This is a genomic window from Micromonospora yasonensis (assembly GCF_026013475.1).
GTDB lineage: Bacteria > Actinomycetota > Actinomycetes > Mycobacteriales > Micromonosporaceae > Micromonospora > Micromonospora yasonensis.
Genome location: NZ_JAPDPH010000003.1, coordinates 45,410 through 66,498 on the forward strand (window position 1 = coordinate 45,410; position 21,089 = coordinate 66,498).

The 21,089-nt window shown below is 72.2% G+C and carries 21 protein-coding genes; 9 read left to right on the forward strand and 12 right to left on the reverse strand.

The window, feature by feature from the left end; all coding sequences use genetic code 11:
* The first annotated feature begins 35 nt into the window (after positions 1-35).
* On the forward strand, positions 36-1,223 hold the full coding sequence (rmuC, locus tag ONA70_RS01360; RefSeq protein WP_265004444.1) for a DNA recombination protein RmuC: 1,188 nt from the start codon (positions 36-38) through the stop codon (positions 1,221-1,223).
* Positions 1,224-1,465: 242 nt separating this feature from the next.
* Positions 1,466-4,741, forward strand: coding sequence for a S8 family serine peptidase (locus tag ONA70_RS01365; RefSeq protein ID WP_265004445.1), 3,276 nt, complete (start codon positions 1,466-1,468; stop codon positions 4,739-4,741).
* A 68-nt stretch (positions 4,742-4,809) separates the two neighbouring features.
* Here the strand turns inward: ONA70_RS01365 and ONA70_RS01370 are convergent, their stop codons facing one another.
* Positions 4,810-5,220, reverse strand: a complete 411-nt coding sequence (locus ONA70_RS01370; protein WP_265004446.1) for a hypothetical protein — start codon at positions 5,218-5,220, stop codon at positions 4,810-4,812.
* A gap of 41 nt (positions 5,221-5,261) precedes the next feature.
* A complete protein-coding gene (locus ONA70_RS01375) occupies positions 5,262-6,248 on the reverse strand; it encodes a 4-hydroxy-3-methylbut-2-enyl diphosphate reductase (RefSeq protein ID WP_265004447.1) in 987 nt (328 codons plus the stop codon).
* Positions 6,249-6,502: 254 nt separating this feature from the next.
* On the opposite strand from ONA70_RS01375, the gene xseA reads away from it, so the two are divergent.
* Positions 6,503-7,738, forward strand: coding sequence for an exodeoxyribonuclease VII large subunit (gene xseA, locus ONA70_RS01380; protein ID WP_265004448.1), 1,236 nt, complete (start codon positions 6,503-6,505; stop codon positions 7,736-7,738).
* Between the two features lie 13 nt (positions 7,739-7,751).
* The gene (locus ONA70_RS01385; RefSeq protein WP_265004449.1) at positions 7,752-7,964 is read left to right on the forward strand and encodes an exodeoxyribonuclease VII small subunit; all 213 of its coding nucleotides are present in this window, start codon (positions 7,752-7,754) and stop codon (positions 7,962-7,964) included.
* 52 nt (positions 7,965-8,016) lie between these two features.
* Here the strand turns inward: ONA70_RS01385 and ONA70_RS01390 are convergent, their stop codons facing one another.
* From ONA70_RS01390 to ONA70_RS01400, 3 genes are all read right to left on the reverse strand, one after another.
* A complete protein-coding gene (locus ONA70_RS01390) occupies positions 8,017-8,859 on the reverse strand; it encodes a hypothetical protein (RefSeq protein WP_265004450.1) in 843 nt (280 codons plus the stop codon).
* A 215-nt stretch (positions 8,860-9,074) separates the two neighbouring features.
* Entirely contained in the window at positions 9,075-9,884 is an 810-nt protein-coding gene (locus ONA70_RS01395; RefSeq protein ID WP_265004451.1) for a hypothetical protein, read from the reverse strand.
* Positions 9,885-9,995: 111 nt separating this feature from the next.
* On the reverse strand, positions 9,996-10,595 hold the full coding sequence (locus tag ONA70_RS01400) for a DUF4245 domain-containing protein (RefSeq protein ID WP_265004452.1): 600 nt from the start codon (positions 10,593-10,595) through the stop codon (positions 9,996-9,998).
* 158 nt (positions 10,596-10,753) lie between these two features.
* Between ONA70_RS01400 and glpX the strand changes: the two genes are divergently transcribed.
* Together glpX and ONA70_RS01410 are read left to right on the forward strand one after the other, a co-directional pair.
* The gene (gene glpX, locus ONA70_RS01405; RefSeq protein WP_265004453.1) at positions 10,754-11,785 is read left to right on the forward strand and encodes a class II fructose-bisphosphatase; all 1,032 of its coding nucleotides are present in this window, start codon (positions 10,754-10,756) and stop codon (positions 11,783-11,785) included.
* Positions 11,782-12,741, forward strand: coding sequence for a DMT family transporter (locus ONA70_RS01410; RefSeq protein WP_265004454.1), 960 nt, complete (start codon positions 11,782-11,784; stop codon positions 12,739-12,741). The genes glpX and ONA70_RS01410 overlap by 4 nt, the downstream gene beginning before the upstream one ends.
* Before the next feature lie 5 nt (positions 12,742-12,746).
* On the opposite strand, the gene ONA70_RS01415 is transcribed toward ONA70_RS01410, so the two are convergent.
* Positions 12,747-13,664, reverse strand: coding sequence for an NAD-dependent epimerase/dehydratase family protein (locus ONA70_RS01415; protein WP_265004455.1), 918 nt, complete (start codon positions 13,662-13,664; stop codon positions 12,747-12,749).
* A 135-nt stretch (positions 13,665-13,799) separates the two neighbouring features.
* On the opposite strand from ONA70_RS01415, the gene ONA70_RS01420 reads away from it, so the two are divergent.
* Entirely contained in the window at positions 13,800-14,492 is a 693-nt protein-coding gene (locus ONA70_RS01420) for a TetR/AcrR family transcriptional regulator (RefSeq protein WP_265004456.1), read from the forward strand.
* Between the two features lie 9 nt (positions 14,493-14,501).
* Here ONA70_RS01420 and ONA70_RS01425 read toward each other — a convergent pair whose 3' ends face one another.
* From ONA70_RS01425 to ONA70_RS01450, 6 genes are all read right to left on the reverse strand, one after another.
* Positions 14,502-15,470 (reverse strand): NAD(P)/FAD-dependent oxidoreductase, encoded by a 969-nt coding sequence (locus tag ONA70_RS01425; protein ID WP_265004457.1) that lies wholly within the window; start codon positions 15,468-15,470, stop codon positions 14,502-14,504.
* 85 nt (positions 15,471-15,555) lie between these two features.
* Complete coding sequence (locus ONA70_RS01430; protein WP_265004458.1) at positions 15,556-16,236, reverse strand: rhomboid family intramembrane serine protease; 681 nt, start codon at positions 16,234-16,236, stop codon at positions 15,556-15,558.
* 108 nt (positions 16,237-16,344) lie between these two features.
* Positions 16,345-17,019 (reverse strand): aggregation-promoting factor C-terminal-like domain-containing protein, encoded by a 675-nt coding sequence (locus tag ONA70_RS01435; RefSeq protein ID WP_265004459.1) that lies wholly within the window; start codon positions 17,017-17,019, stop codon positions 16,345-16,347.
* Between the two features lie 276 nt (positions 17,020-17,295).
* Positions 17,296-18,708 (reverse strand): PhoH family protein, encoded by a 1,413-nt coding sequence (locus ONA70_RS01440; protein ID WP_265004460.1) that lies wholly within the window; start codon positions 18,706-18,708, stop codon positions 17,296-17,298.
* A gap of 351 nt (positions 18,709-19,059) precedes the next feature.
* Positions 19,060-19,491, reverse strand: a complete 432-nt coding sequence (locus ONA70_RS01445; RefSeq protein ID WP_265004461.1) for a hypothetical protein — start codon at positions 19,489-19,491, stop codon at positions 19,060-19,062.
* Positions 19,488-19,829, reverse strand: coding sequence for a hypothetical protein (locus ONA70_RS01450; protein WP_265004462.1), 342 nt, complete (start codon positions 19,827-19,829; stop codon positions 19,488-19,490). Before ONA70_RS01450 ends, ONA70_RS01445 begins: the two co-directional genes overlap by 4 nt.
* A gap of 264 nt (positions 19,830-20,093) precedes the next feature.
* On the opposite strand from ONA70_RS01450, the gene ONA70_RS01455 reads away from it, so the two are divergent.
* Positions 20,094-20,534: a helix-turn-helix domain-containing protein gene (locus ONA70_RS01455; protein ID WP_265004463.1), complete on the forward strand. Its 441-nt coding sequence runs from the start codon at positions 20,094-20,096 to the stop codon at positions 20,532-20,534.
* Positions 20,535-20,712: 178 nt separating this feature from the next.
* On the forward strand, positions 20,713-21,066 hold the full coding sequence (locus tag ONA70_RS01460) for a hypothetical protein (RefSeq protein ID WP_265004464.1): 354 nt from the start codon (positions 20,713-20,715) through the stop codon (positions 21,064-21,066).
* Positions 21,067-21,089: the final 23 nt, after the last annotated feature.

Sequence of the window (21,089 nt, forward strand, 5' to 3'; positions counted from 1 at the left end):
GGGTCACGTCGCACCCGTTTGGCAAGCTTCGGAGGGTGACGAGCATCGCAACGCTGGCCGTGGTGATCATCTGCCTCACCGCGGGCGGCGCGGTGGGCTGGCTGGCCGCCCGGTCCCGGTCGGCGACCGACATCGCCCGGCTGGAGGCCACCCTGGCCGCCACCCGCGAGGGCGAGGGGCGGCTGGAGCAGTCCATGCGGGCGCTGAGCTACGAGGCGACGGCCCAGTCCCAGGAGGCCGTCGCTCGGGCGGTCGCCCCGCTGCACGACAGCCTCCGGCGCTACGAGCAGCGGGTGGCGGAGCTGGAGCGGGACCGGGTCGACGCGTACGCCGAGCTGCGCGAGCAGGTCCGGGCGATGAGCACGGTCTCCGGGGAGCTGCGCACCGAGACCAAACAGCTGGTCGCCGCGCTTCGCGCCCCGCAGGTGCGCGGCCGGTGGGGCGAGCACCAGCTCCGCCGGATCGTCGAGGCGGCCGGCATGCTGGAGCACTGCGACTTCAACGAGCAGGTCACCGCCGCCACCGACGACCAGGGGGTACGCCCCGACCTGGTGGTCCGGCTGCACGGCGGCCGGACGGTGGTGGTCGACGCCAAGGCGCCCTTCGACGCGTACCTGACCGCGATGGAGGCGCGCGACGAACGGGGGCGGGACACCCAGCTCGACGCGCACGCGCGGCACCTGCGGGCGCATGTGGACTCGCTCGCCGCCAAGTCCTACTGGGCGGCGTTCGACCAGGCCCCGGAGTTCGTGGTGCTGTTCGTGCCGGCCGACCCGTTCCTCGACGTGGCGTTGCAACGCGACCCGACGCTGCTGGAGCACGCCTTCGCCCGCAACGTGGTGCTGGCCACGCCGGCCACCCTGGTGGCGCTGCTGCGCACGGTGGCCTACTCGTGGCGGCAGGAGGCGCTGGCCCGCAACGCCGCCACCGTGCACTCGCTGGCCCGCGAGCTGTACGGCCGGCTGTCCACCCTGGGCGACCACGTCGGCAAGCTCGGCGCGTCGCTGGGCGGCGCGGTGACCGCGTACAACCGGGCGGTCGGGTCGTTGGAGGCGCGGGTGCTGGTGAGCGCCCGCAAGCTGGCCGAGCTGGGCGTCTCCGACCAGGACCTGGTCGCCCCGGCGCAGGTCGAGGTCACGCCCCGCCAGCCGCAGGCGCCCGAGCTGGCCGACGGCACGCCGACGGTGCGCTATCCGCTCTCTTCCGGGGACATGTCCGACTGATTCGATCGTCGACCGGTATTGCCCGAACGGCCGGCTGGCCCGGACGATCGACGTGCCGGAATGCCGGAGTTAATGGTTGTCATCCTGCAACCATTCGATGCATTGTGAAAGGGTTGCTCGACCACGACACAACGAGGTCACAACTCGCAGGGCGCCAGTGACAGTCGCCCGCCGATCATCGAAGATCCATCACACCCGCCCTGCACCCACAGGGCCCCCCTTTCTCGTCGGAGGAAGAGAACGTGGACAGACCCCCTCGCTGGACGCGTCGCGTCTCGGCCGGCTTCGCCGCGTCGGTCGTCGCCGCCGGCGCGATCACGCTGACGGCCGGCGCCACCGGTGCCAGCGCCGCCCCCGCCCCGGCCAAGGCCCCGAAGGGCCACGGGGCCGACAAGCTCGGATCGCACGACCACGAGTTGCTCGCCCAGGCCCGCGCCAAGGGCGACAAGCGCGTGGTCCTGATCATCGCCACCGACAAGGGCAAGGCCGGCGCCGTCGCCGCCCAGCTCCGCAAGCTCGGCGCCACGGTCGCCAAGGAGGTGGACGGAGTCGGCTACGTCCGCGCCTCCGTGCCCACCGACGCCGTGCTCCAGGCCGCGAAGCTGCCCGGCGTGGCGGCCATCGACCTGAACGAGTCGATCCCGCTGCCCAAGCCCGAGCCGGTCACCGCAGCGGCGGAGGGAGCGGCGCAGGCCGCCGCCGTCGCGGCGCCCGGCCCGGACACCCCGGCCGCCAACCCGTACATGCCGACCAACGAGACCGGCGCCGTCGCGTTCAAGCAGGCCCACCCGGAGTGGGACGGCCGCGGCGTGACGATCGGCATCATGGACTCGGGTGTGGACCTGGACAACCCGGCGCTCCAGACCACCTCCACCGGTGAGCGCAAGATCGTCGACTGGTTCACGGCCACGGACCCCATCTTCGACTCGGACGGCACCTGGCGCGCCATGCTCACCGCGGTCACCGGGCCGACCTTCAGCTACGCGGGCGCCACCTGGACGGCGCCGGCGGGGACCTGGCGGATCAACCGGTTCTCGGAGAGCATCACCGCCAACGACGAGCCCGGCGGTGACATCAACAAGGACGGCGACAAGACCGACACATTCGGCATCCTGTACGACCCGGAGACCCACGACGTCCGGGTCGACACGAACCAGAACCTCGACTTCACCGACGACCCGGTGATGCGCCCCTACAAGGAGCGCTTCGACGTCGGCCACTTCGGCACCGACAACCCCGCCACCCCGATCGCCGAGCGGACCCCGTTCGTAGTCGAGTACCGCGAGGACGTGGACCTCAGCCCCTACGGTGGCCCTTACGTCGGGCAGAAGGGCGACTTCGTCAACATCGGCATCGTCGAGGCCCAGCACGGCTCGCACGTCGCCGGCATCACCGCCGCCAACGACATGTTCGGCAACCCGGCGCTCGACGGCGCCGCGCCCGGCGCCAAGCTGGTCTCGGCCCGGGCGTGCAACTGGGGCGGAGGCTGCACCTACGCGGCACTCACCGACGGCATGGTGGAGCTCGTGGTCAACCGGCACGTCGACGTGGTCAACATGTCGATCGGCGGCCTGCCGGCGCTCAACGACGCCAACAACGCCCGCGCCCAGCTCTACGACCGGCTGATCAACGACTACGGCGTGCAGCTGTTCATCTCGGCGGGCAACTCCGGCCCGGGCATCAACACGGTCGGCGACCCGTCGGTGGCGAGCAGCGTGGTGAGCGTGGCCGCCGGGGTCAGCAAGGAGACCTGGCTGGCCAACTACGGCTCCGAGACCCGGACGCCGTACCAGCTGTTCAACTTCTCCTCGCGCGGGCCGCGCGAGGACGGCGGGTTCAAGCCGAACATCACCGCCCCCGGCTCGGCCATCTCCACCACGCCGCTGTGGCAGGCGGGCGGACCGGTGCCGGAGGCCGGCTACCGGCTGCCGCCGGGCTACTCGATGCTCAACGGCACCTCGATGGCCTCGCCGCAGGCCACCGGTGCGGCGGCGCTGCTGCTCTCGGCCGCCAGGGCCAACGGGTTCGGGGTCTCCCCCGCCGAACTGCGTCGGGCGATCTACTCCTCGGCCAAGTGGATCGAGGGGGTGCCGGCGCACGGCCAGGGCAACGGCATGTTCAACACCGTCGGCGCCTGGAACCTGCTCGGCGGCCACAACCTCCAGCTGCGGAACTACTCGGTCAGCGCGCCGGTCTGCTCCGCGCTGTCCGGCTACCTGTCGACTCCGGGCACGGGTACCGGTGTCTACAACGCGTGCGCCGCGAACCAGGGCGGTCAGGCGCCCAACGTGGACAAGACCTACACCCTGACCGTCACCCGGACCACCGGTCCGGACCAGCCCGTCCGGCACGACGTGACCCTGCTGGGCAACGACGGCACGTTCCGCGACTACCGGCACAGCCTGGTACTGCCGCTGAACACGCCGGTCCAGCTCCAGCTCGAGACCAAGGGCGGGTACGGCGTGCACAGCGCCGTCATGCGGGTCGACGACCCGGCCACCCCCGGCGTCGACTTCGAGGTGCTCAACACGATCGTCATCGGCCAGGACGTGAGCGCCCCGGACTACCGCTTCACCACCTCCGGCTCGGTGGACCGCAACGGGTTCACCTCGTACTTCGTCAATGTGCCGGCGGGCGCGTCAACGCTGCAGGTGAACCTGTCGGGCCTGGCCGACGGCTCGCAGACCCGGTTCATCGCGTTCAACCCGTACGGGGTGCCGGTCGAGAGCACGGCCAGCACCGGCTGCTACAACAACTTCACGAACCCGGCCAACACCTGCAAGGCGGACGAGCGCGACTACGCCAACCCGCTGCCGGGCCTGTGGGAGATCGAGGTCGAGTCGCGGCGTACCTCTCCGCTGCTGGAGAACCCCTTCACGCTCAGCGCCGCGGTGCAGGGCGTGAAGGTCGACCCGGCGACGGTGGAGCTGGCGTCCGTCCCCGCCGGTCAGGCCACCCCGGTGACCTGGACCCTGACCAACGCCTTCGGTCCGGTCACGGTCAGCGGCAAGGGCGGCCCGTTGGGCAGCGCGGCGGTCAGCCGGCCGACCATCGCCAACGGCGAGCGGCAGACGTACCACGTGACCGTTCCGGTCGGCGCGACCCGGCTGGACGTGGCGATCAACAACCCGAGCGACCAGAAGGCCGACCTGGACCTGGTCGTCCAGCGCAACGGGGTCCGGGTGGCCCAGTCGGCCGACGGTGACTCGGACGAGTCGGTTTCCATCGCGAACCCGGTCGCCGGCACGTACGACGTGATCATCGACGGGTACTCGGTGCCCGCCGGCACCACGACGTACGACTACCGGGACGTGTTCTACGCCACCGCGCTCGGCACCCTGGACGCGACCGCGACCACCGTGGCGCTGAACAACGGCGCGACGGCCGGCCTGAGCGGGTCGGTGACGGCGCAGTCGGCGCCGGCACCGGGTCGCCGCCTCTTCGGTGAGCTGCTCGTGGTCACCGACCAGGGCGCCGTCGTCGGACGCGGGAACGTCTCGATCGGCGCGGTGAACTGACCGTCTGATCGGACCACGGAGCCCGTCCCCCGATCCGGGGACGGGCTCCGTGCCGTTCGGGCCGGCCGTCAGGCGGGGCGGACGGACTCCACGACGAACGGCGTGCCCTGCTGGCAGGTGGTCATCAGGTCCGGCTGGGACCGGCCGGTGACGGTCACCCGGGCGCCGACCTTGAGCGCGCCACGCGGCGCGCCGACCAGCAGGTTGCCGTCGAGCAGGAAGCAGTTCGGCTCCACCCCGTTCTCCACCGTCCCGGTGATGGTGCTGCTGGCACCCGCCGGCTTCGCCGAGCCGCCCCGCGGGGGCCTCGGGTCGAGCGGGTTGTACGGGTCGTTGGACGTGACGCCGGGGTCGGGCGTGCTGGTCATCGGGGCGGCTCCCGTCGATCCGGGGCTGGCGGGGTCGGCGCCCGGGGCGGCGCAGGCGGTCAACGCCGCTGCGGCGACCAGGGCGACGAGCACCGTCCGAGGAGTCTTCATACCCGGTTGGACGTGCCCGACGCCTGATCCGTTCCAGCCGGTCAGCCGCGGGTGGCCGCCGCCTTCATGTCCCGCTTGAGCTCCTGGGGGAGCGAGAAGGTGAGCCGCTCGTTGGCGGTGGTGATCTCCTCGACGTCGGTGAAGCCCCGCTCGGCGAGGTGCGCGAGCACCTGCTGCACCAGCTCGTCCGGCACGCTGGCGCCGGAGGTGACCCCGACGGTACGAGCGCCGGCCAGCCAGGCGTCGTCGATCTCGTCGGCGAAGTCGACCAGGTGCCCGGCGCGGGCGCCGGCGTCCAGGGCGACCTCGACCAGGCGGACCGAGTTGGAGGAGTTGCGCGAGCCGACGACGATCACCACGTCGCAGTCCGGCGCGATCTCCTTGACCACCTGCTGCCGGTTGGAGGTGGCGTAGCAGATGTCGTCGCTGGGCGGTGACTGGAGCAGCGGCAGCCGCTGCTTGAGCCGGGCGACGGTCTCCAGCGTCTCGTCCACCGAGAGGGTGGTCTGGGAGAGCCAGACGACCTTGTCCGGGTCGCGCACGGTGACCTTGTCGACGCCGTCCGGGCCGTCCACGAGCTGGATGTGGGCGGGCGCCTCACCCGCGGTGCCGATGACCTCCTCGTGCCCCTCGTGGCCGATCAGCAGGATGTCGTAGTCCTCGGCGGCGAACCGGCGGGCCTCCTGGTGCACCTTGGTGACCAGCGGGCAGGTCGCGTCGATCGCCTTGAGCGAGCGCTCCCTGGCCTGCTCGTAGACCTCAGGGGCGACGCCGTGCGCGGAGAAGATGACGGTGGCGCCCTCCGGCACCTCCTCGTTCTCCTCCACGAAGATCGCGCCCTTGGCCTCCAGGGTCTGCACCACGTGCTTGTTGTGCACGATCTGCTTGCGGACGTAGATCGGGGCACCGTAGAGCTTCAACGCCTCCTCGACGGTCTGCACCGCCCGGTCCACGCCCGCGCAGTAGCCACGGGGCTTGGCCAGGAGCACGCGCTTGCCGGTCCGGGGAGTGGTGTCAGCGTCAGTCACCCGACCATCGTACGTGCCCGGTATTTCCCGGGCGGCGGCTGCGACGGGCTGTCACGCTTGCCGACGACGGCTGGACGATCAGCGCGCTCGACGGCGCGGTGGCCGCGCACTGGGAGCACACCGTAACGGAGACCGCCTCGCCCGGGCGCGCGGTGAGGACGCGCGGGCTGGCCGCCCTGGCCTGACCGGTGCCGCGTCGGCGGCGCCCCGCGGATGGACGCGGCGGTGTCGGGGGCGGGCCGTAGGGTGGGCGGGTGAGCGAGGTGGCGCAGGGCGGCGGCGAGCCGGGGCGGAGCACGTCGGAGGAGCCGTGGCCGGTCCGGGTCGTCAGCCAGAAGATCGGCGCCTGGATCGCCCGGCTCGGCTGGGTCTGGGTGGACGGGCAGGTGGCCCAGATCAGCCGTCGCCCCGGCGCCACCACCGTCTTCCTCACCCTGCGTGACCCCTCGGCGGATCTCAGTCTCACCGTCACCACCAACCGGGACGTGCTCGACGCGGGCGCGCCCGAGCTGCGCGAGGGCGCCCGGGTGGTGCTGCACGCCAAGCCCGAGTTCTACGCCGCCCGGGGCACGCTCAGCCTGCGCGCCGACGAGATCCGCCAGGTCGGGCTCGGCGAGCTGCTGGCCCGGCTGGAGAAGCTCAAGAAGCTGCTGGCCGCCGAGGGGCTCTTCGACCGGTCCCGCAAGCGGCGACCGCCGTTCCTGCCCGGCCGGGTCGGGTTGATCACCGGCCGCGCCTCGGCCGCCGAGCGGGACGTGCTCACCAACGCCCGGCGGCGCTGGCCGGCGGTGGAGTTCCGGACCGTGAACGTCGCGGTGCAGGGGCCGAGCGCGGTCCCGCAGATCGTCGACGCGCTCAAGGTGCTCGACGCCGACCCGGCCGTCGACGTGATCGTCATCGCCCGCGGCGGCGGCAGCATCGAGGACCTGCTCCCCTTCTCCGACGAGGCGCTGTGCCGGGCGGTCTTCGCCTGCCGTACGCCGGTGGTCAGCGCGATCGGCCACGAGACCGACGCGCCGCTGCTGGACCACGTCGCCGACGTACGGGCGTCCACGCCGACCGACGCGGCGAAACGGATCGTCCCCGACCTCGCCGAGGAGATACGGCTGATCGGCCAGGCCCGGTCGCGGCTGGAGCGGGCGGTCCGCAATCTGGTCGACCGGGAGTCGCACCGCCTCGACCTGCTCCGCTCCCGCCCGGCGCTGGCCCGCCCGCAGGTGATAGTCGACCAGCGGGCCGTCGAGGTCACCGCGCTGCGCGACCGGGCCGGCCGCTGCCTGGACCACCGGCTCGGCGCGGCCGGCGACGACCTGCGGCACACCCTGGCCCGGCTGCGAGCCCTCTCCCCCGCGGCGACCCTCGATCGGGGGTACGCGATCGTGCAGCGCGCCGACGGCCACGTGGTCCGGGCGGCGTCCGAGGTGGCCAAGGGTGACCCGCTGCGGGTACGCCTCGCCGAGGGCGAGCTGACCGCGACCGTCGACGGTTGAAGGAATGGGACTGATGACTGACGAGAAGCAGGACGAGCGGCTCAGCTACGAGCAGGCCCGCGCCGAGCTGGCCCAGGTGGTCGAGCGGCTGGAGGCCGGCGGCACCTCGCTGGAGGAGTCGCTGGCGCTCTGGGAGCGCGGCGAGCAGCTCGCCGCGATCTGCCAGCGCTGGCTGGACGGCGCGCGAGCCCGGATCGACGCGGCCCGGCAGCGCGCCGAGGCATAACCGGACCCGGCGACGGGGCGGCCCCTCGGCCGTCCCGTCGCACCCGTCGGGGTCAGTTGAACAGGTTGTAGAACTCCGGCGGCGCCTCGACGACCTGGTCGGCCGGGGGCTTCTGCGCGGCGGTCGCGTTGCCGTAGTCCGAGTAAGTGATCTTGATGTCCTGGGCGGCGGCCTGCCCGGCGGCCGGCACCTGGAGCACCAGCTCGCTGAGCCGGCCCTGCGGGTCGACCTTGGCGGTGAACGGCACGGTCTTCGCCTGCGCCCCGAGCGCGGTGATCACGGCCGGGTCGAGCGAGCCGGCCTCGGCCGCCTTCGAGATGTCGACGGTGCCCGCGTACGCGCCCTCGCCGGTCTGCCGGACCTCGGTGACGCCCTGGGTCAGCACGGCGCTGCCGGCCGGGTCGAGCCGGTCGAAGTCGAAGCCGAGCGCCCGGTTGCCCTTGATCCGGGTCTGGTCGAGGTGCTGGTACTTGCCGAGGTTGAGCTTCTGCGCCCCGGGGACGCTGCTCGCGGCCTTGCCGCCGAGCTCCAGCTTCACCCAGCTGTCGGGCTTGGCGTGGATCAGGTCCAGCTTCATCATCAGGTCGGACGACGGGTCGCCGATCGTCATCCGCATCTCCGCGCTCTGGCTCGGCTCGTGCACCTGCCCCTCGGCCGTGGAGCCCGCGCCGGACATGGTGAACCGGAAGTTCCCGTCGCGGATCGCGTTGGTGGAGTTCAGCAGTGCCTGCTTGGCGTCGCCGGTGCCCGGCGTACCGCTCGGGGCGATGCTGCTCGAGACGGTGGGGGACGCGGAGGCGCCCGCGTCGCCGGTACCGCTGCTGTCACAGGCCGTCAGGCCGGGGATGAGCAGCGCCGCGGCGAAGGCCGCCGCGCTGAAGTGTCGAATCTTCATGAGAACTCTCCAAGTGGGTCGTCCGGCCCACGAGGTGCCGGAGGCTGGCGCCGCAGCCCCGCACACCGGCTCCGGCGCACGAGCCCCGTCCGGCCGCCGTGGCGGCCCCGGTCGGCTCGTGCCCTCTTCTGTTCCCTGAAGGGGTGTTCCGCAATCCCTGTCCGAACCGGCCCGTCGGGTGGGGACGACCGACGCCGCCCCCACCCGGGCCCGGATCAGGCCTTGAACATGTCGTAGACCTTGTCCGACGCCTCGACGACCTGCCCGGCCGGCGGCGCCTTGACCGCGGTCGCGGCGCCATAGTCGGCGTAGGTGACGGTCACGGTCGACGCCGGGACGCTGCCGGCGGCGGGCACCTGGACGGCGAACTCGGTCAGCCGGCCCTGCGCGTCGACCTTCGCGGTGAACGGGACGGCCTTGGCCTTGTCGCCGAGGGCCTTGACCACCTCGGCGTCCAGCACGTCGGAGTCGGTCGCCTTGGTGGCGTCGATGGCGCCCGCGTACGTGCCCTCACCGGTCTTCTTGACCTCGGTGATCGCGGCGATGATCTTGTCGCTGCCGGCCGGGTCGACGTCCGCGAAGTCGAAGGTCAACTCCTTGGCGTCCTTGATCTTGCTGCGATCCAGGTGCTGGTACTTGTCCTTCATCTCCTTGAGGCTGGGGACGGAGTCGGCCATCGCGCCGAGGTCCAACTTCAGCCAGCTGTCGGTGTCGATGAAGACCAGGTGCATCTTCATGTCGTCGGCGGAGCCCTGGCCGCTGCTGAGCTTCATCTCGGCGCTCTTGGACGGCATGTGCACCGTGCCCTCACCGTTGAACTCGCCGCCGGAGATGGTGAAGGTGAAGTTGCCCTTTTTGATCTCCGTGGTGGAGGCGACCAGCGCCTCCTTCGGGTCCGCGGGGACCGTCGGGGCGGCGGACTTGCTCTCGGCGGTCGGCGAGTCGGCCCCGGTCTTGCAGGCGGCCAGACCGGGCACGAACAGGGCGGCGGCGAGGACGCCGACGCTCCACCGTCGAATGTTCACGTTGTTCTCTTTCCGGTGAGCTGTCCCGACACGTCGCGTGTGCCGGATTGTCAGGTCCGGGCAGCCTAGCCGACCGGTCCGACGACCGGGGGCACCGGAATGCCCGGCGGGTCAGCGCAGCGCGGTCGCGAGCTGCCGCAATTCGTTCTCACCGGCGTCACCGACCACGATCACCGTCCGGTTCGGCTCCAGCAGGACGAGGGCCTGCTCGTTGTCCCGGGCGGCGTAGCGCTGCCAGGTCCCGCCCGGCAGGTCGGCCGGTCCCTGCGGCTGGCCGCCCTTCAGCTCGGCCGGCAGCAGCTTCTCGGCGGGTACGTTGCTCTGCACGAGCTGCGCGCCCCGGCCCTCCGGGGTCAGGTAGCCGAGCCGCAGCGTCGCGCCGTCCGGAGCGGCCTGGTAGCGGGCGCTGACCATGCGCCAGTCCCCGCCGAGCCCCTCGGGCCGGCTGACCGGGAACGCAGCGGCCGCCCGGGCCTGCTCGACGGCGGGGTTCGGGTCGACCGTGGCCGGCTCGTCCCCACCGAGGAAGCCCCGGTAGAAGGCGAGCAGCAGCACGATCGGCACCAGCAGCACCGCCAGCGAGAGGGCCATGTCCCGGGGCGACCGCTCGGAGCGCGCCTTGTCCTTGCCGGCGGCCGACCCGACCGGCGGCTGGCCGTCGGGCGGGGTGGTGGTGGTCGGTACGCGGTTGGCAGGCTGTGCGGGTTCCACCCGACCATTGTCGCAGCCCTCCGGGTGAGGTGATCCTGGCCTCCTCCGCCCCGCTCCGGCACGGAACCTGAGATCGTGTGAGGATCAGCGACAGAGCCGGTGGCGACGACGGCAGTTGCCCGCCGGTCCACCCCGCAACGTCGCGAGGAGGAACCGTGATGACAACCACCAGGACGCGGACACCGCAGAATCTCGACCGCAACCTCGCCCTCGACCTGGTCCGGGTCACCGAGGCCGCGGCGATGGCCGCCGGCCGTTGGGTCGGCCGGGGCGACAAGGAGGGCGGCGACGGCGCGGCCGTCGACGCCATGCGCAAGCTGATCAACTCGATCCCGATGCGCGGTGTCGTGGTGATCGGCGAGGGCGAGAAGGACAACGCCCCGATGCTCTTCAACGGCGAGGAGGTCGGCGACGGGACCGGACCCGAGGTGGACGTGGCGGTCGACCCGATCGACGGCACCACCCTGATGAGCAAGGGCATGCCGAACGCCCTCGCGGTGCTGGCGGTGGCCGAGCGCGGCGCCATGTTCGACCCGAGCGCCGTCTTCTACATGGAGAAGCTGGCCGTCGGCCCGATGTACGCCGACGTGGTCGACATCAACGCCGGGGTGGCCGAGAACATCCGGCGGATCGCCAAGGTCAAGGGCGCCGACACCGCCGAGGTGACGGTCTGCGTGCTGGACCGGCCCCGCCACGACGACCTGGTGAAGCAGATCCGGCGTACCGGGGCAGGTATCCGGCTCATCTCCGACGGGGACATCGCCGGCGCCATCGCGGCGGCCCGGGGTGAGTCCGACGTCGACGTGCTGATGGGCATCGGCGGCACCCCGGAGGGCATCACCGCGGCCTGCGCGCTCAAGTGCATGGGCGGCATGATGCAGGCCAAGCTCTGGCCGAAGGACGCCGAGGAGCGGGAGAAGGCGCTCGCCGCCGGGCACGACCTGGACCGGGTGCTGTTCACCGACGACCTGGTCACCGGCGACAACTGCTTCTTCGTGGCCACTGGGGTCACCTCCGGTGACCTGCTGCGCGGGGTGCGCTACCGGGCCGGCGGGGCGTACACCCAGTCGATCGTGATGCGCTCCAAGAGCGGCACGATCCGGGTGATCGACTCGTACCACCGGCTGGAGAAGCTGGCCCTCTACTCGGCGGTCGACTTCGACGGGCGGCCCCTGGCCGAGCAGGAGTGAGCGCGACCGGGACGACGGCGGCACCCCCCACGCTGCCGACCACGCGGCGGATCGCCGGCGTCGGGCTGGCCACCGCCTCGGGGGTCGCGGTGGCCGTGCAGTCCCGGATCAACGGCGAACTCGGCGTACGCCTGGCCGACGGGATCGCCGCCGCGGTGGTCTCGTTCGGCCTGGGCCTGGTGATCCTGCTGGTGCTGGTCCCCGCCACCCCCGGTGGTCGGCGGGGGCTGGTCGCCCTCCGGACGGCGCTGCGGGACGGCTCGCTCCGGCCGTGGCAGTGCCTCGGCGGGGTGTGCGGCGCCTTCCTCGTCGCCACCCAGGGGCTGACCATCGGCACCCTGGGCGTGGCGGTGTTCACCGTGGCCGTGGTGGCCGGCCAGTCCGGCAGCAGCCTGCTCGTCGACCGGGCCGGCATCGGGCCCACCGGGCGGCAGCCGGTCACCCCGAACCGGCTGGTCGGCGCGGCGCTCACCGTGCTCGCGGTGGTGCTGGCGGTGGGCGACCGGCTCGGCGACCCGGCCGCCCTGGCCCTGGCCCTGCTGCCGCTCGGGGCCGGGGTGGGCATCGCCTGGCAGCAGGCGGTGAACGGCCGGGTCCGGGCGGCCGCCGACAGCGCCATGACGGCCACGGTGGTCAACTTCACCGTCGGCACGGCGGCGCTGCTCCTCACGCTCGTCGTGGAGGTGGCGGTCCGGGGCCGCCCGGCCGGCAGCCTCCCGAACGAGTTCTGGCTCTACCTGGGCGGCCCGATCGGCATCGTGTTCATCGCGCTCGCCGCCGCCATCGTCCGCTTCACCGGGGTGCTGCTGCTCGGCCTGGCGACCATCGCGGGGCAGATCGTCGGGGCTGTCCTGCTGGACCTGCTGCTGCCGACCAGTGCCTCCCACCCTGGGCCGACCACCCTGCTGGGCGCGGCGCTCACCCTGGTCGCGGTCCTCGTCGCCGCACTCCGGTAAGTCCGTCAGCCGCGCAGCCCGGTCACCGTCTCCTTGATCATCTGGTCGAGCGGGGTCGGCTCGATGCCGAGGGTGTCGGTGGCGGCGGTCGAGTCCATCACGAACGGCCGATCGAACTGGTAGGCGGTCTCCCGCAGCTCACGGGCCATTGGGTTGACGAGGCCGCCGAGCCAGAGCACCGGGTAGGGCATCCGGGTCAGCTTGGGCGCCGGCGCGCCGACCAGGGCCGCCGCGCGGGCGGCCAGTTCCCGCATCGACACGGCGGGTGCGCTGGGCACGTGCCAGGCCCGTCCCCAGGCCCGCTCGTCGGTCGCGGCGGCGACCAGGGTACGGGCGACATCCGGGATGTACGTCCAGGTGTGCGGGGCGTCCCAGTCGACCGGCAGGAACACCCGCTGCCCGGCGAGCACCCGCGGCAGCACCATCATGGCCAGCGAGGTCCCGCCGACGCCGACGTAGTCGGAGCCGCGTACCTCGGTGACCCGGACTCGACCGGCGCGGTGCGCGGCGAGCGCGTCGGCCCACATCCGGTTCCGGACCTTGCCCTTGGTACCGGTGGCGGCGAGCGGGGTCGTCTCGGTCGTCGGGCCCTCGACCGGCCCGTACCCGTAGAGGTTGCCGACCGTGGCGAGCACCGCGCCGGTCCGCTCGGCGGCGGTGAGCAGCGCGGCGGCCAGCGGCGGCCAGTCCACCGGCCACCGGTGGTACGCCGGATTCGCGCAGTTGTACAGCGCGACGGCACCCTCGGTCAGCGCACTGAGCCGCGCGGCGTCGGCGGCGTCGGCCGCGACCCGCTCGATCGCGGGGTGCTCCGGGCCGGCGCCCCGCCGGGTCACCATCCGCACCCGGTCGCCGCGCTCGGCGAGGAGACGGGCCGTGGCGGTGCCGACCGGGCCGGCACCGACGATCACGTGCAGGGACATGGGTCCACCCTTCGAAGCAGAAGTCCGTGTCGAGAGCACTGCTCTCGCGTCAGAGCATGCATCCTCGGCCCACCTATCGTCAAGAGCAGTGCTCTCGGTTTTGATTGGCGCTCTCAGACGTGGCAGAGTGGAGGCATGGTCGCTCACTCGCTCCGCGCCCGGGTTCGCGCCGGCATGATCGACGAGATCAAGGCGGTGGCCCGCCGTCACCTGGCCACCGACGGCGCGAACCTCTCCCTGCGCGCCGTCGCCCGCGACATGGGCATGGTCTCCTCGGCGATCTACCGCTACTTCCCCAGCCGCGACGACCTGCTCACCGCGCTGATCCTCGAGGCGTACGAGGCGCTGGGCGACGCGGTGGAGGCGGCGGACGCCGGGGTCGACCGGGCCGACCTGCGCGGCCGCTGGCACGCCGCGTTCCGGGCCGCCCGGACCTGGGCGCTGGCCAACCCCGCCGAGTACGCCCTGCTCTACGGCAGCCCGGTCCCCGGCTACGCGGCCCCGGCGGACACCGTCGCGCCGGCATCGCGGCCCCCGCTGACCCTGGTCGGCATCCTCTGCGACGGGGTCGCCGACGGCCGGCTCGACCCGCCCGCGGAAGAGTTGTCCGAGCCCCTGCGGACCGACGTGGCCGAACTCGGCGTCCTGCTCGCCGTCGACCTGCCGCCGGCGCTGCTGGCCCGGGGCATGGCCGGGTGGACCCAGCTGTTCGGACTGATCAGCTTCGAGCTCTTCGGCCGGATCAACGGGATGCTGCCGCACCGCGACGAGTACTTCGACCACCAGACCGGGTTGATGGCCGACCTGGTCGGCCTGCCCGCCGCCTGATCCGGGCGATCAGCTCCCGTCCGACGAGTGGCCGGGGAAGAGGTGGGCGGTCGGGTCGATGGCGACGGCCGCGTTGTTCACCGCCGTCGCGGCCTCACCGAAGCCGGTGGCGATCAGCCGGACCTTGCCCGGATATTCGGTGATGTCACCGGCCGCGAAGACCCGGGGCAGGTTGGTGGCCATCGCACTGTCCACCACGATGTGCCGGCGGTCCAGCTTCAGCCCCCACTCGGCGAGCGGCCCCAGGTCGGCGGTGAAGCCGAGGGCGGCCACCACGCTGTCGACCGGCAGCGTCTCCGTCGGGCCGCCGCGTACGGCGATCTCGGCGCCGGTCACCCGCTCCTCGCCGTACAGCCGGGCCACCTCGGCGTTGACGATCACGCGAACCGGCAGGGCGGCGACCCGCGCCACGGTCGACGCGTGGGCCCGGAACTTCTCCCGCCGGTGCACGAGGGTCACCGAGCGGGCGATCGGCGCCAGCGTGACCGCCCAGTCGAAGGCCGAGTCGCCGCCGCCCACGATCAGCACGTCCCGGCCGGCCAGCTCATCCGGCTGCGGTACGAAGTAGACGATCCCGGCGCCCAGGAAGCTGTCGGCCACCGGCAGCGGCCGGGGCGTGAAACTGCCCAGCCCGCCGGTCACCACCACCGCCCCGCAGCCCAGCTGCTCGCCCCCAGCCAGGCTCAGCACCGGCCGCCCGTCGACGTGGGAGAGCTTCTCCGCCCGGGTGCCGAGCAGATACCGGGGGTGGAACGGCGCGGCCTGGGCGACCAGGTTCGCGACCAGGTCCCGTCCCTTGATCGCCGGAAACCCGGCGACGTCGAGGATGAGCTTCTCCGGGTACATGGCGGTCACCTGCCCACCCGGCTCGGGCAGCGCGTCGACGACCGCCACCGAGAGTCCGCGGAACCCGGCGTAGTACGCGGCGAAGAGGCCGGTCGGACCGGCCCCGATCACGGCGACATCGACCTCGCGCATGGCGTACCGTCACTTTCGCCAACGGATCAACGCGTGTTGATCCCGACGGTAGGCCCCGGAATGCCCCCGGGCAAGCACATCCCGGCTACGCGTCGACGCCCGGTCGGGGCATGGTGACGGTGGGCGACTCCGGCCCCTCCGGCAGCGCCGGCTCGGTCCGGCGGTGCCGGAACAGGATCGCCGCGACGGCCCCGCCGAGCAGCCCGAACAGGTGCCCCTGCCAGGAGATGCGCTCGTCGGTGGGCAGGATGCCGAGCAGCTGCCAGCCGTAGAGCAGGCCGACCAGCAGCACCACCGCGAAGTTCCACCAGCTCCGCTCGACCACGCCCCGGGTGAGCAGGATGCCGATGTAGCCGAAGATGACGCCGCTGGCGCCGACCACCACCGAGTTGGGCGAGCCGGTGAACCACACGCCCAGCCCGCTGACCAGGATGATCACCATGGTCGACCAGAGGAACCGGCGGGTGCCGGCGGCCAGCACGAAGGTGCCGAGCAGGATCAGCGGGATGCTGTTGCTGTAGAGGTGGTTCCAGCCCGCGTGCAGGAACGGCGAGAAGACGACCCCGTCGAGGCCCTGGATCCGGCGCGGGATGATCCCGGCGGTGACGTCGAGGTTGGCGTGCAGCCCGACGTCGAGCGCCTCGATGAGGAACAGCACCGGCACGACCGCGCACATCGCCACGAAGGCCCGGCCGAGCGACGCGTAGAACGCCTCGGTGCCGAACCGCTGGGGATCGCCGCCCGTCGGGCCGCCGCGCCAGGTCACGTACCAACAGCTATCAGCAATCGGGGCCGGCCGCCACCTGAGCGGCGCGGCACGCCGGCAGACGGCGGCGGGGTGTGCGGATCCGCACACCCCGCCGTCAACGTCCGATCAGTACCAGCCGGTGCTCTTCGAGTGCTGCCAGGCGCCGCACGGGTCGTCGTATCGGCCCTCGATGTAGCCGAGGCCCCACTTGATCTGGGTGGCCGGGTTGGTCTTCCAGTCATCGGCGACCGAGCCCATCTTGCTGCCGGGCAGGGCCTGCGGGATCCCGTACGCCCCGGACCCCTCGTTGTAGGCCTTGTGGTTCCAGCCGCTCTCCTTGGTCCAGAGCTTGTCCAGACAGGGGAACTGGTCGATGCCGAAACCCGCGTCCAGCATGATCGCGCAGCCGATCTTCCGGTTGCCGCTGTACTCCTCGCAGGAACTCGGGATCGGCCCGTCGTACGGCTTGGTCACGGCCGCCGCCTCGCGCGCCTTCTTCCGGGACGCCGCCGCGGCCTCGGCCTCCTTGGCCCGCTCGGCGGCCTCCTTGGCCGCCTCCGCGGCCCGCAGCTTCGCCTGGTACTCGGCGGCCCGCTGCTTGGCGGACTCCAATCGGTGGTCGGCCTGCCGGTCGCGCTGGTACGCGTACTCCGCCTGGTCGACCTCAAGGCCGACCTGCGCGGTCAGGCCGTGCTGCTGGGTCTGTCGGTCTTCGCCCAGATAGAAGCCACCGGCAACGCCCACGGAGAGCAGCGCGACAGCGGCCGTACGGGCGCCGAACCGGCTCCACAGCCGACTCACGAAGTGGTCCCTTCGTCGGGGGCAAGGACGCGACGCGACGGGTGGCCGTCGATCGCCACGTCCGCGTCGTGAGCGCCCCGACCCCGCGGTCGCGGCCGGCGCACCGGTGTCCGTGGCTCTCCGCCCTACGGTGGCGAATGATGCCTGGCGATCTCCCTGATGCGCGGGCGCTCGATGGACACCATTGCGCACAGTGAGGCTGATGGGGAAACCAACAAGCTCAATTGTGATCTGTGCCACAAAAATAATGCCCTCAAACTCGGGCAAAGAGCCGCTTCAGAGCGGGATGTCCTCCAACAGATCCGTGACCATTGCGGCGATCGGAGAACGCTCCGAACGGCTGAGGGTGACATGCGCGAAGAGGGGATGACCCTTCAACGCCTCGATCACCGCGGTCACCCCGTCGTGCCGTCCCACCCGGAGGTTGTCCCGCTGCGCCACGTCGTGGGTGAGCACCACCCGCGACCCCTGCCCGATCCGGGACAGCACGGTGAGCAGCACGCCGCGCTCCAGCGACTGCGCCTCATCGACGATCACGAAGGCGTCGTGCAGGCTCCGGCCCCGGATGTGGGTCAGCGGGAGCACCTCCAGCAAGCCGCGCGAGGTGACCTCCTCCAGCACGTTCTCGTGCACCACCGCGCCGAGCGTGTCGAAGACCGCCTGGGCCCAGGGAGACATCTTCTCCGACTCCGAGCCGGGCAGGTAGCCCAACTCCTGACCACCGACGGCGTAGAGCGGGCGGAAGACGATCACCTTCTTGTGCCGGCGCCGCTCCATCACCGCCTCCAGCCCGGCGCAGAGCGCCAGGGCGGACTTGCCGGTGCCGGCCCGGCCACCCAGCGAGACGATGCCGATCGACTCGTCCAGCAGCAGGTCGAGCGCGACCCGCTGTTCCGCCGAGCGCCCGTGCACGCCGAACGCCTCCCGGTCGCCCCGGACCAGCCGTACGGTTTTGTCGGGCAGCACCCGCCCGAGCGCCGAGCCCCGCCCCGAGTGCAGCACCAGCCCGGTGTGGCAGGGCAGGCCGGCGGCGCCGTCCAGGTCCAGCGTCTCGCCCGCGTACAGCCGGGAGATCTCCTCCTCGGCCAACTCCAGCTCGGCCATCCCGGTCCAGGTCGGGTCGCTGGCCTGCCCGTGCCGGTACTCGTCGGCCCGCAGGCCGACCGAGGCCGCCTTCACCCGCAGCGGCATGTCCTTGCTGACCAGGGTGACCTCGCGCCCCTCCGCGGCGAGGTTGAGCGCCACGGAGAGGATCCGGGCGTCGTTCGAGTCGCTGCGGAAGCCGGGCGGCAGCACCCCGTCGTCGGTGTGGTTCAGCTCCACCCGCAGGGTGCCGCCCTGGTCGTTGGCGGGGACCGGCCGGTCCAGTCGACCGTGCTCGACCCGCAACTCGTCCAGCATGCGCAGCGACTGGCGGGCGAACCAGCCGAGCTCCGGATGGTGCCGCTTCCCCTCCAGCTCGGAGATGACCACCAGCGGCAGCACCACCTCGTGCTCGGCGAAGCGGTGGAACGCCGCGGGATCGGAGAGGAGGACCGAGGTGTCCAGGACGAAGGCCGGGCCGGCTGGTCGGGGCTCCTCGGTGCCGGCCGACGCGGCAGCCGCGCGGCGGCTACGGGCGGTCCGGCGGGTCGTGGCAGTCGCGGCCGGGGTCTGGTCGGCACCGGCGGGGGTACGGCGAGTGGTCACAGGCCTGCTCCGCGGATGGGCACCCGGCCACCCGAGTTCCGCCTCTTCCGGTGCCCGGTCGGACACGGGGTCGGATGCGGGCCCCGTGCGCGAGGTCGCAGATCCGGGCTCTCCGGCTGGCCCGGGAAAGCCCCGTGCCATGGCTAGACGCTAGCGGCAGTTCAAGCCGTCGGCTAGTGGGCAGCGGCGGATCCCACCCGTCCGGGAGATGAACGGCGTACGGCGGAGCCGGCCGGGATGCATGCCCCCTGCGCGCATCCCGGCCGGCCGGCGGGAGCCACCGTCACCGGTCTGAGGTGACTCCGACGGTGCGGGTCCGCCGCGGGCACCGCACCGTGTCCTGGGTGGGCCTCAGCCCTGCCGCCGGACCAGCGTTCCGGTCTGCCGGCCGCCCGCCGACGAGGTGAACGACGATCCGGTGTAGGTGGTGCCCGTCCGGCTGGCCAGCCCACCGAGCTGTGCGGTCGCGGTGGCGCGGGGGGACGGGCCGGGCGCCGGCCGGGCGGCGACCGCGGCCGGGACGGCCGTACCGGCGAAGGGGGCCGTGGCACGGGGCGCCGGGGCGGTCACCGTCGCCGGGGCGGGGCGGGCCAGCGCCGAGGCGATCGCGGCCTGCGCGTCCCGGCGCCGCCGGTTCCACGCGCCGCGGTCACCGTCGAAGTACCCCTGCCGGTAACCGAACCGGTAGCCGATCCGGTAGCTGAGCTGGCCGTGCAGCCGGCCCGCGGCGTAGCAGGTGGAGCCGAGCACGAGCACGAGGACGACGGCGAGGAACGGGCTCATCGCTCCTCCGGCTCGGCCAGGGGGTCCACCACCAGCAGCCGCTCCAGGTCGTCGGTGCTGACCTCCTCGACCAGCTCCACGCTGATCCGGCAGCCGTCCAGCATCACTTCGGCCACCGAGGCCCGCCGGATCTCGCCGCCGGCGTCGTAGACCCGGACGCTCAGCTCCGGGCAGCCGAGGTGGGTACGCCAGGCGTTCCACTCGGCCCGGTCGCCGACGCTCAACGAGAGGTAGCGACAGCCCCTTGCGAGGTAGAGACGCCACGGGGCGCTGAGCCCGGCGGCCACGCCGTCCGCGATCAGGCCGAAGGCCTGGGCACGGGTCGCGAGCTCGGTCACGAGGCCCCCTCGGCGCCCGCGGAGTGACGCATGTGAGCACTGATCGTCTCATGCACGTGACACACCGTAAGTTGTCTCATGGGCGTGACAGTATCAGCTTTTCGTCTGTTTACCGCGACCCTCGCGTCCATCTATTCTGCCCAGGTGGCACCCCTCAGACGCAGCACAGAATCGTTTACCGGAAAGCCGAGGTCGCCGTCACGTCAGCGTGACAGCAGCGTGCCAGGCCAGCCCGGGACGGGCGACTGGCCGTACCGTCACGGGGTGACCGAGACGGCCAACGCACGGAAGATCGCTTTCGCCACCTTCGTCCGCCGCGCCTTGGACGACGCGCGCGCCATGCGGGCCTGGAGCGGCACCGAGGTCTCCCGACGCACCGGCGTCTCCCGACAGACCATCAACCGCTGGGTACGCGGCGATTGGGCCAGTGATCCCGAGGCGGAGCGGGTGGTCGCCTTCTGCGAAGGGCTGGGCCTCAACCCGGCCGCGGCGTTCGCCGCGCTCGGCTGGGACCGGGCCACCCCGCCGCGGACCGCCCCCACCCCGCCGCCGATGGACCCGGACGTCGAGGCACTGCTGCGCCGGCTGGTGGACCCGAACGTCTCCGACGCGGAGAAGTTCCACATCCGGGAAACCATTCGTTATCTCGCCTACCGTCCCACGTTGCCGGTCGATTCCGGAAAACGAGGCAGGCAGGCCGGATAGTTGACCTGGGGAAGCGTTCCTCAGATGGCGAAAGAATGGAAGGGCAGACCCGATCGTTTCGCTCCGGGGGCGGATCGGACACGCTAGCGTCCCTGTTTGTACTGCTCGGGGCTCGTCATCGGCGGGGGGACGGGACACAGCCGAACTCAGCCCAGCGGGACAGAAGGAGGGTCTGTCCATGACCCTGAAATGGTTGGCAGTCGTGGTCGCGGTGGTGTCGGTGACATCTTGCGTGACCGGCAACGTGGTGGTCGGCGTACTGAACGGCGGGCAGCTTCCCCTGGTCGTCAACCTCTTCGCGCTCACCACGGCCGGCACCGCGGTGGTCCTCGCCGTCGTCGCCGAGTTGCACGACCGGCTCAACGACCGGGTCAGCGCGCTCACCGAGTTCCTGGTGGCGCGGCTCAACGAGATCGAGGCGCACACCGGCGACCGGAACACCGGCTTCGTGGAGGGCTACCTGCTCAGCCACGGCCAGGACGCGGCGGTGGTGCCGTTCGGACGCCGGGAACGGGGAGCCGCCGAACGCTGACCTGAGCGCCTGCGGAAAGTCCC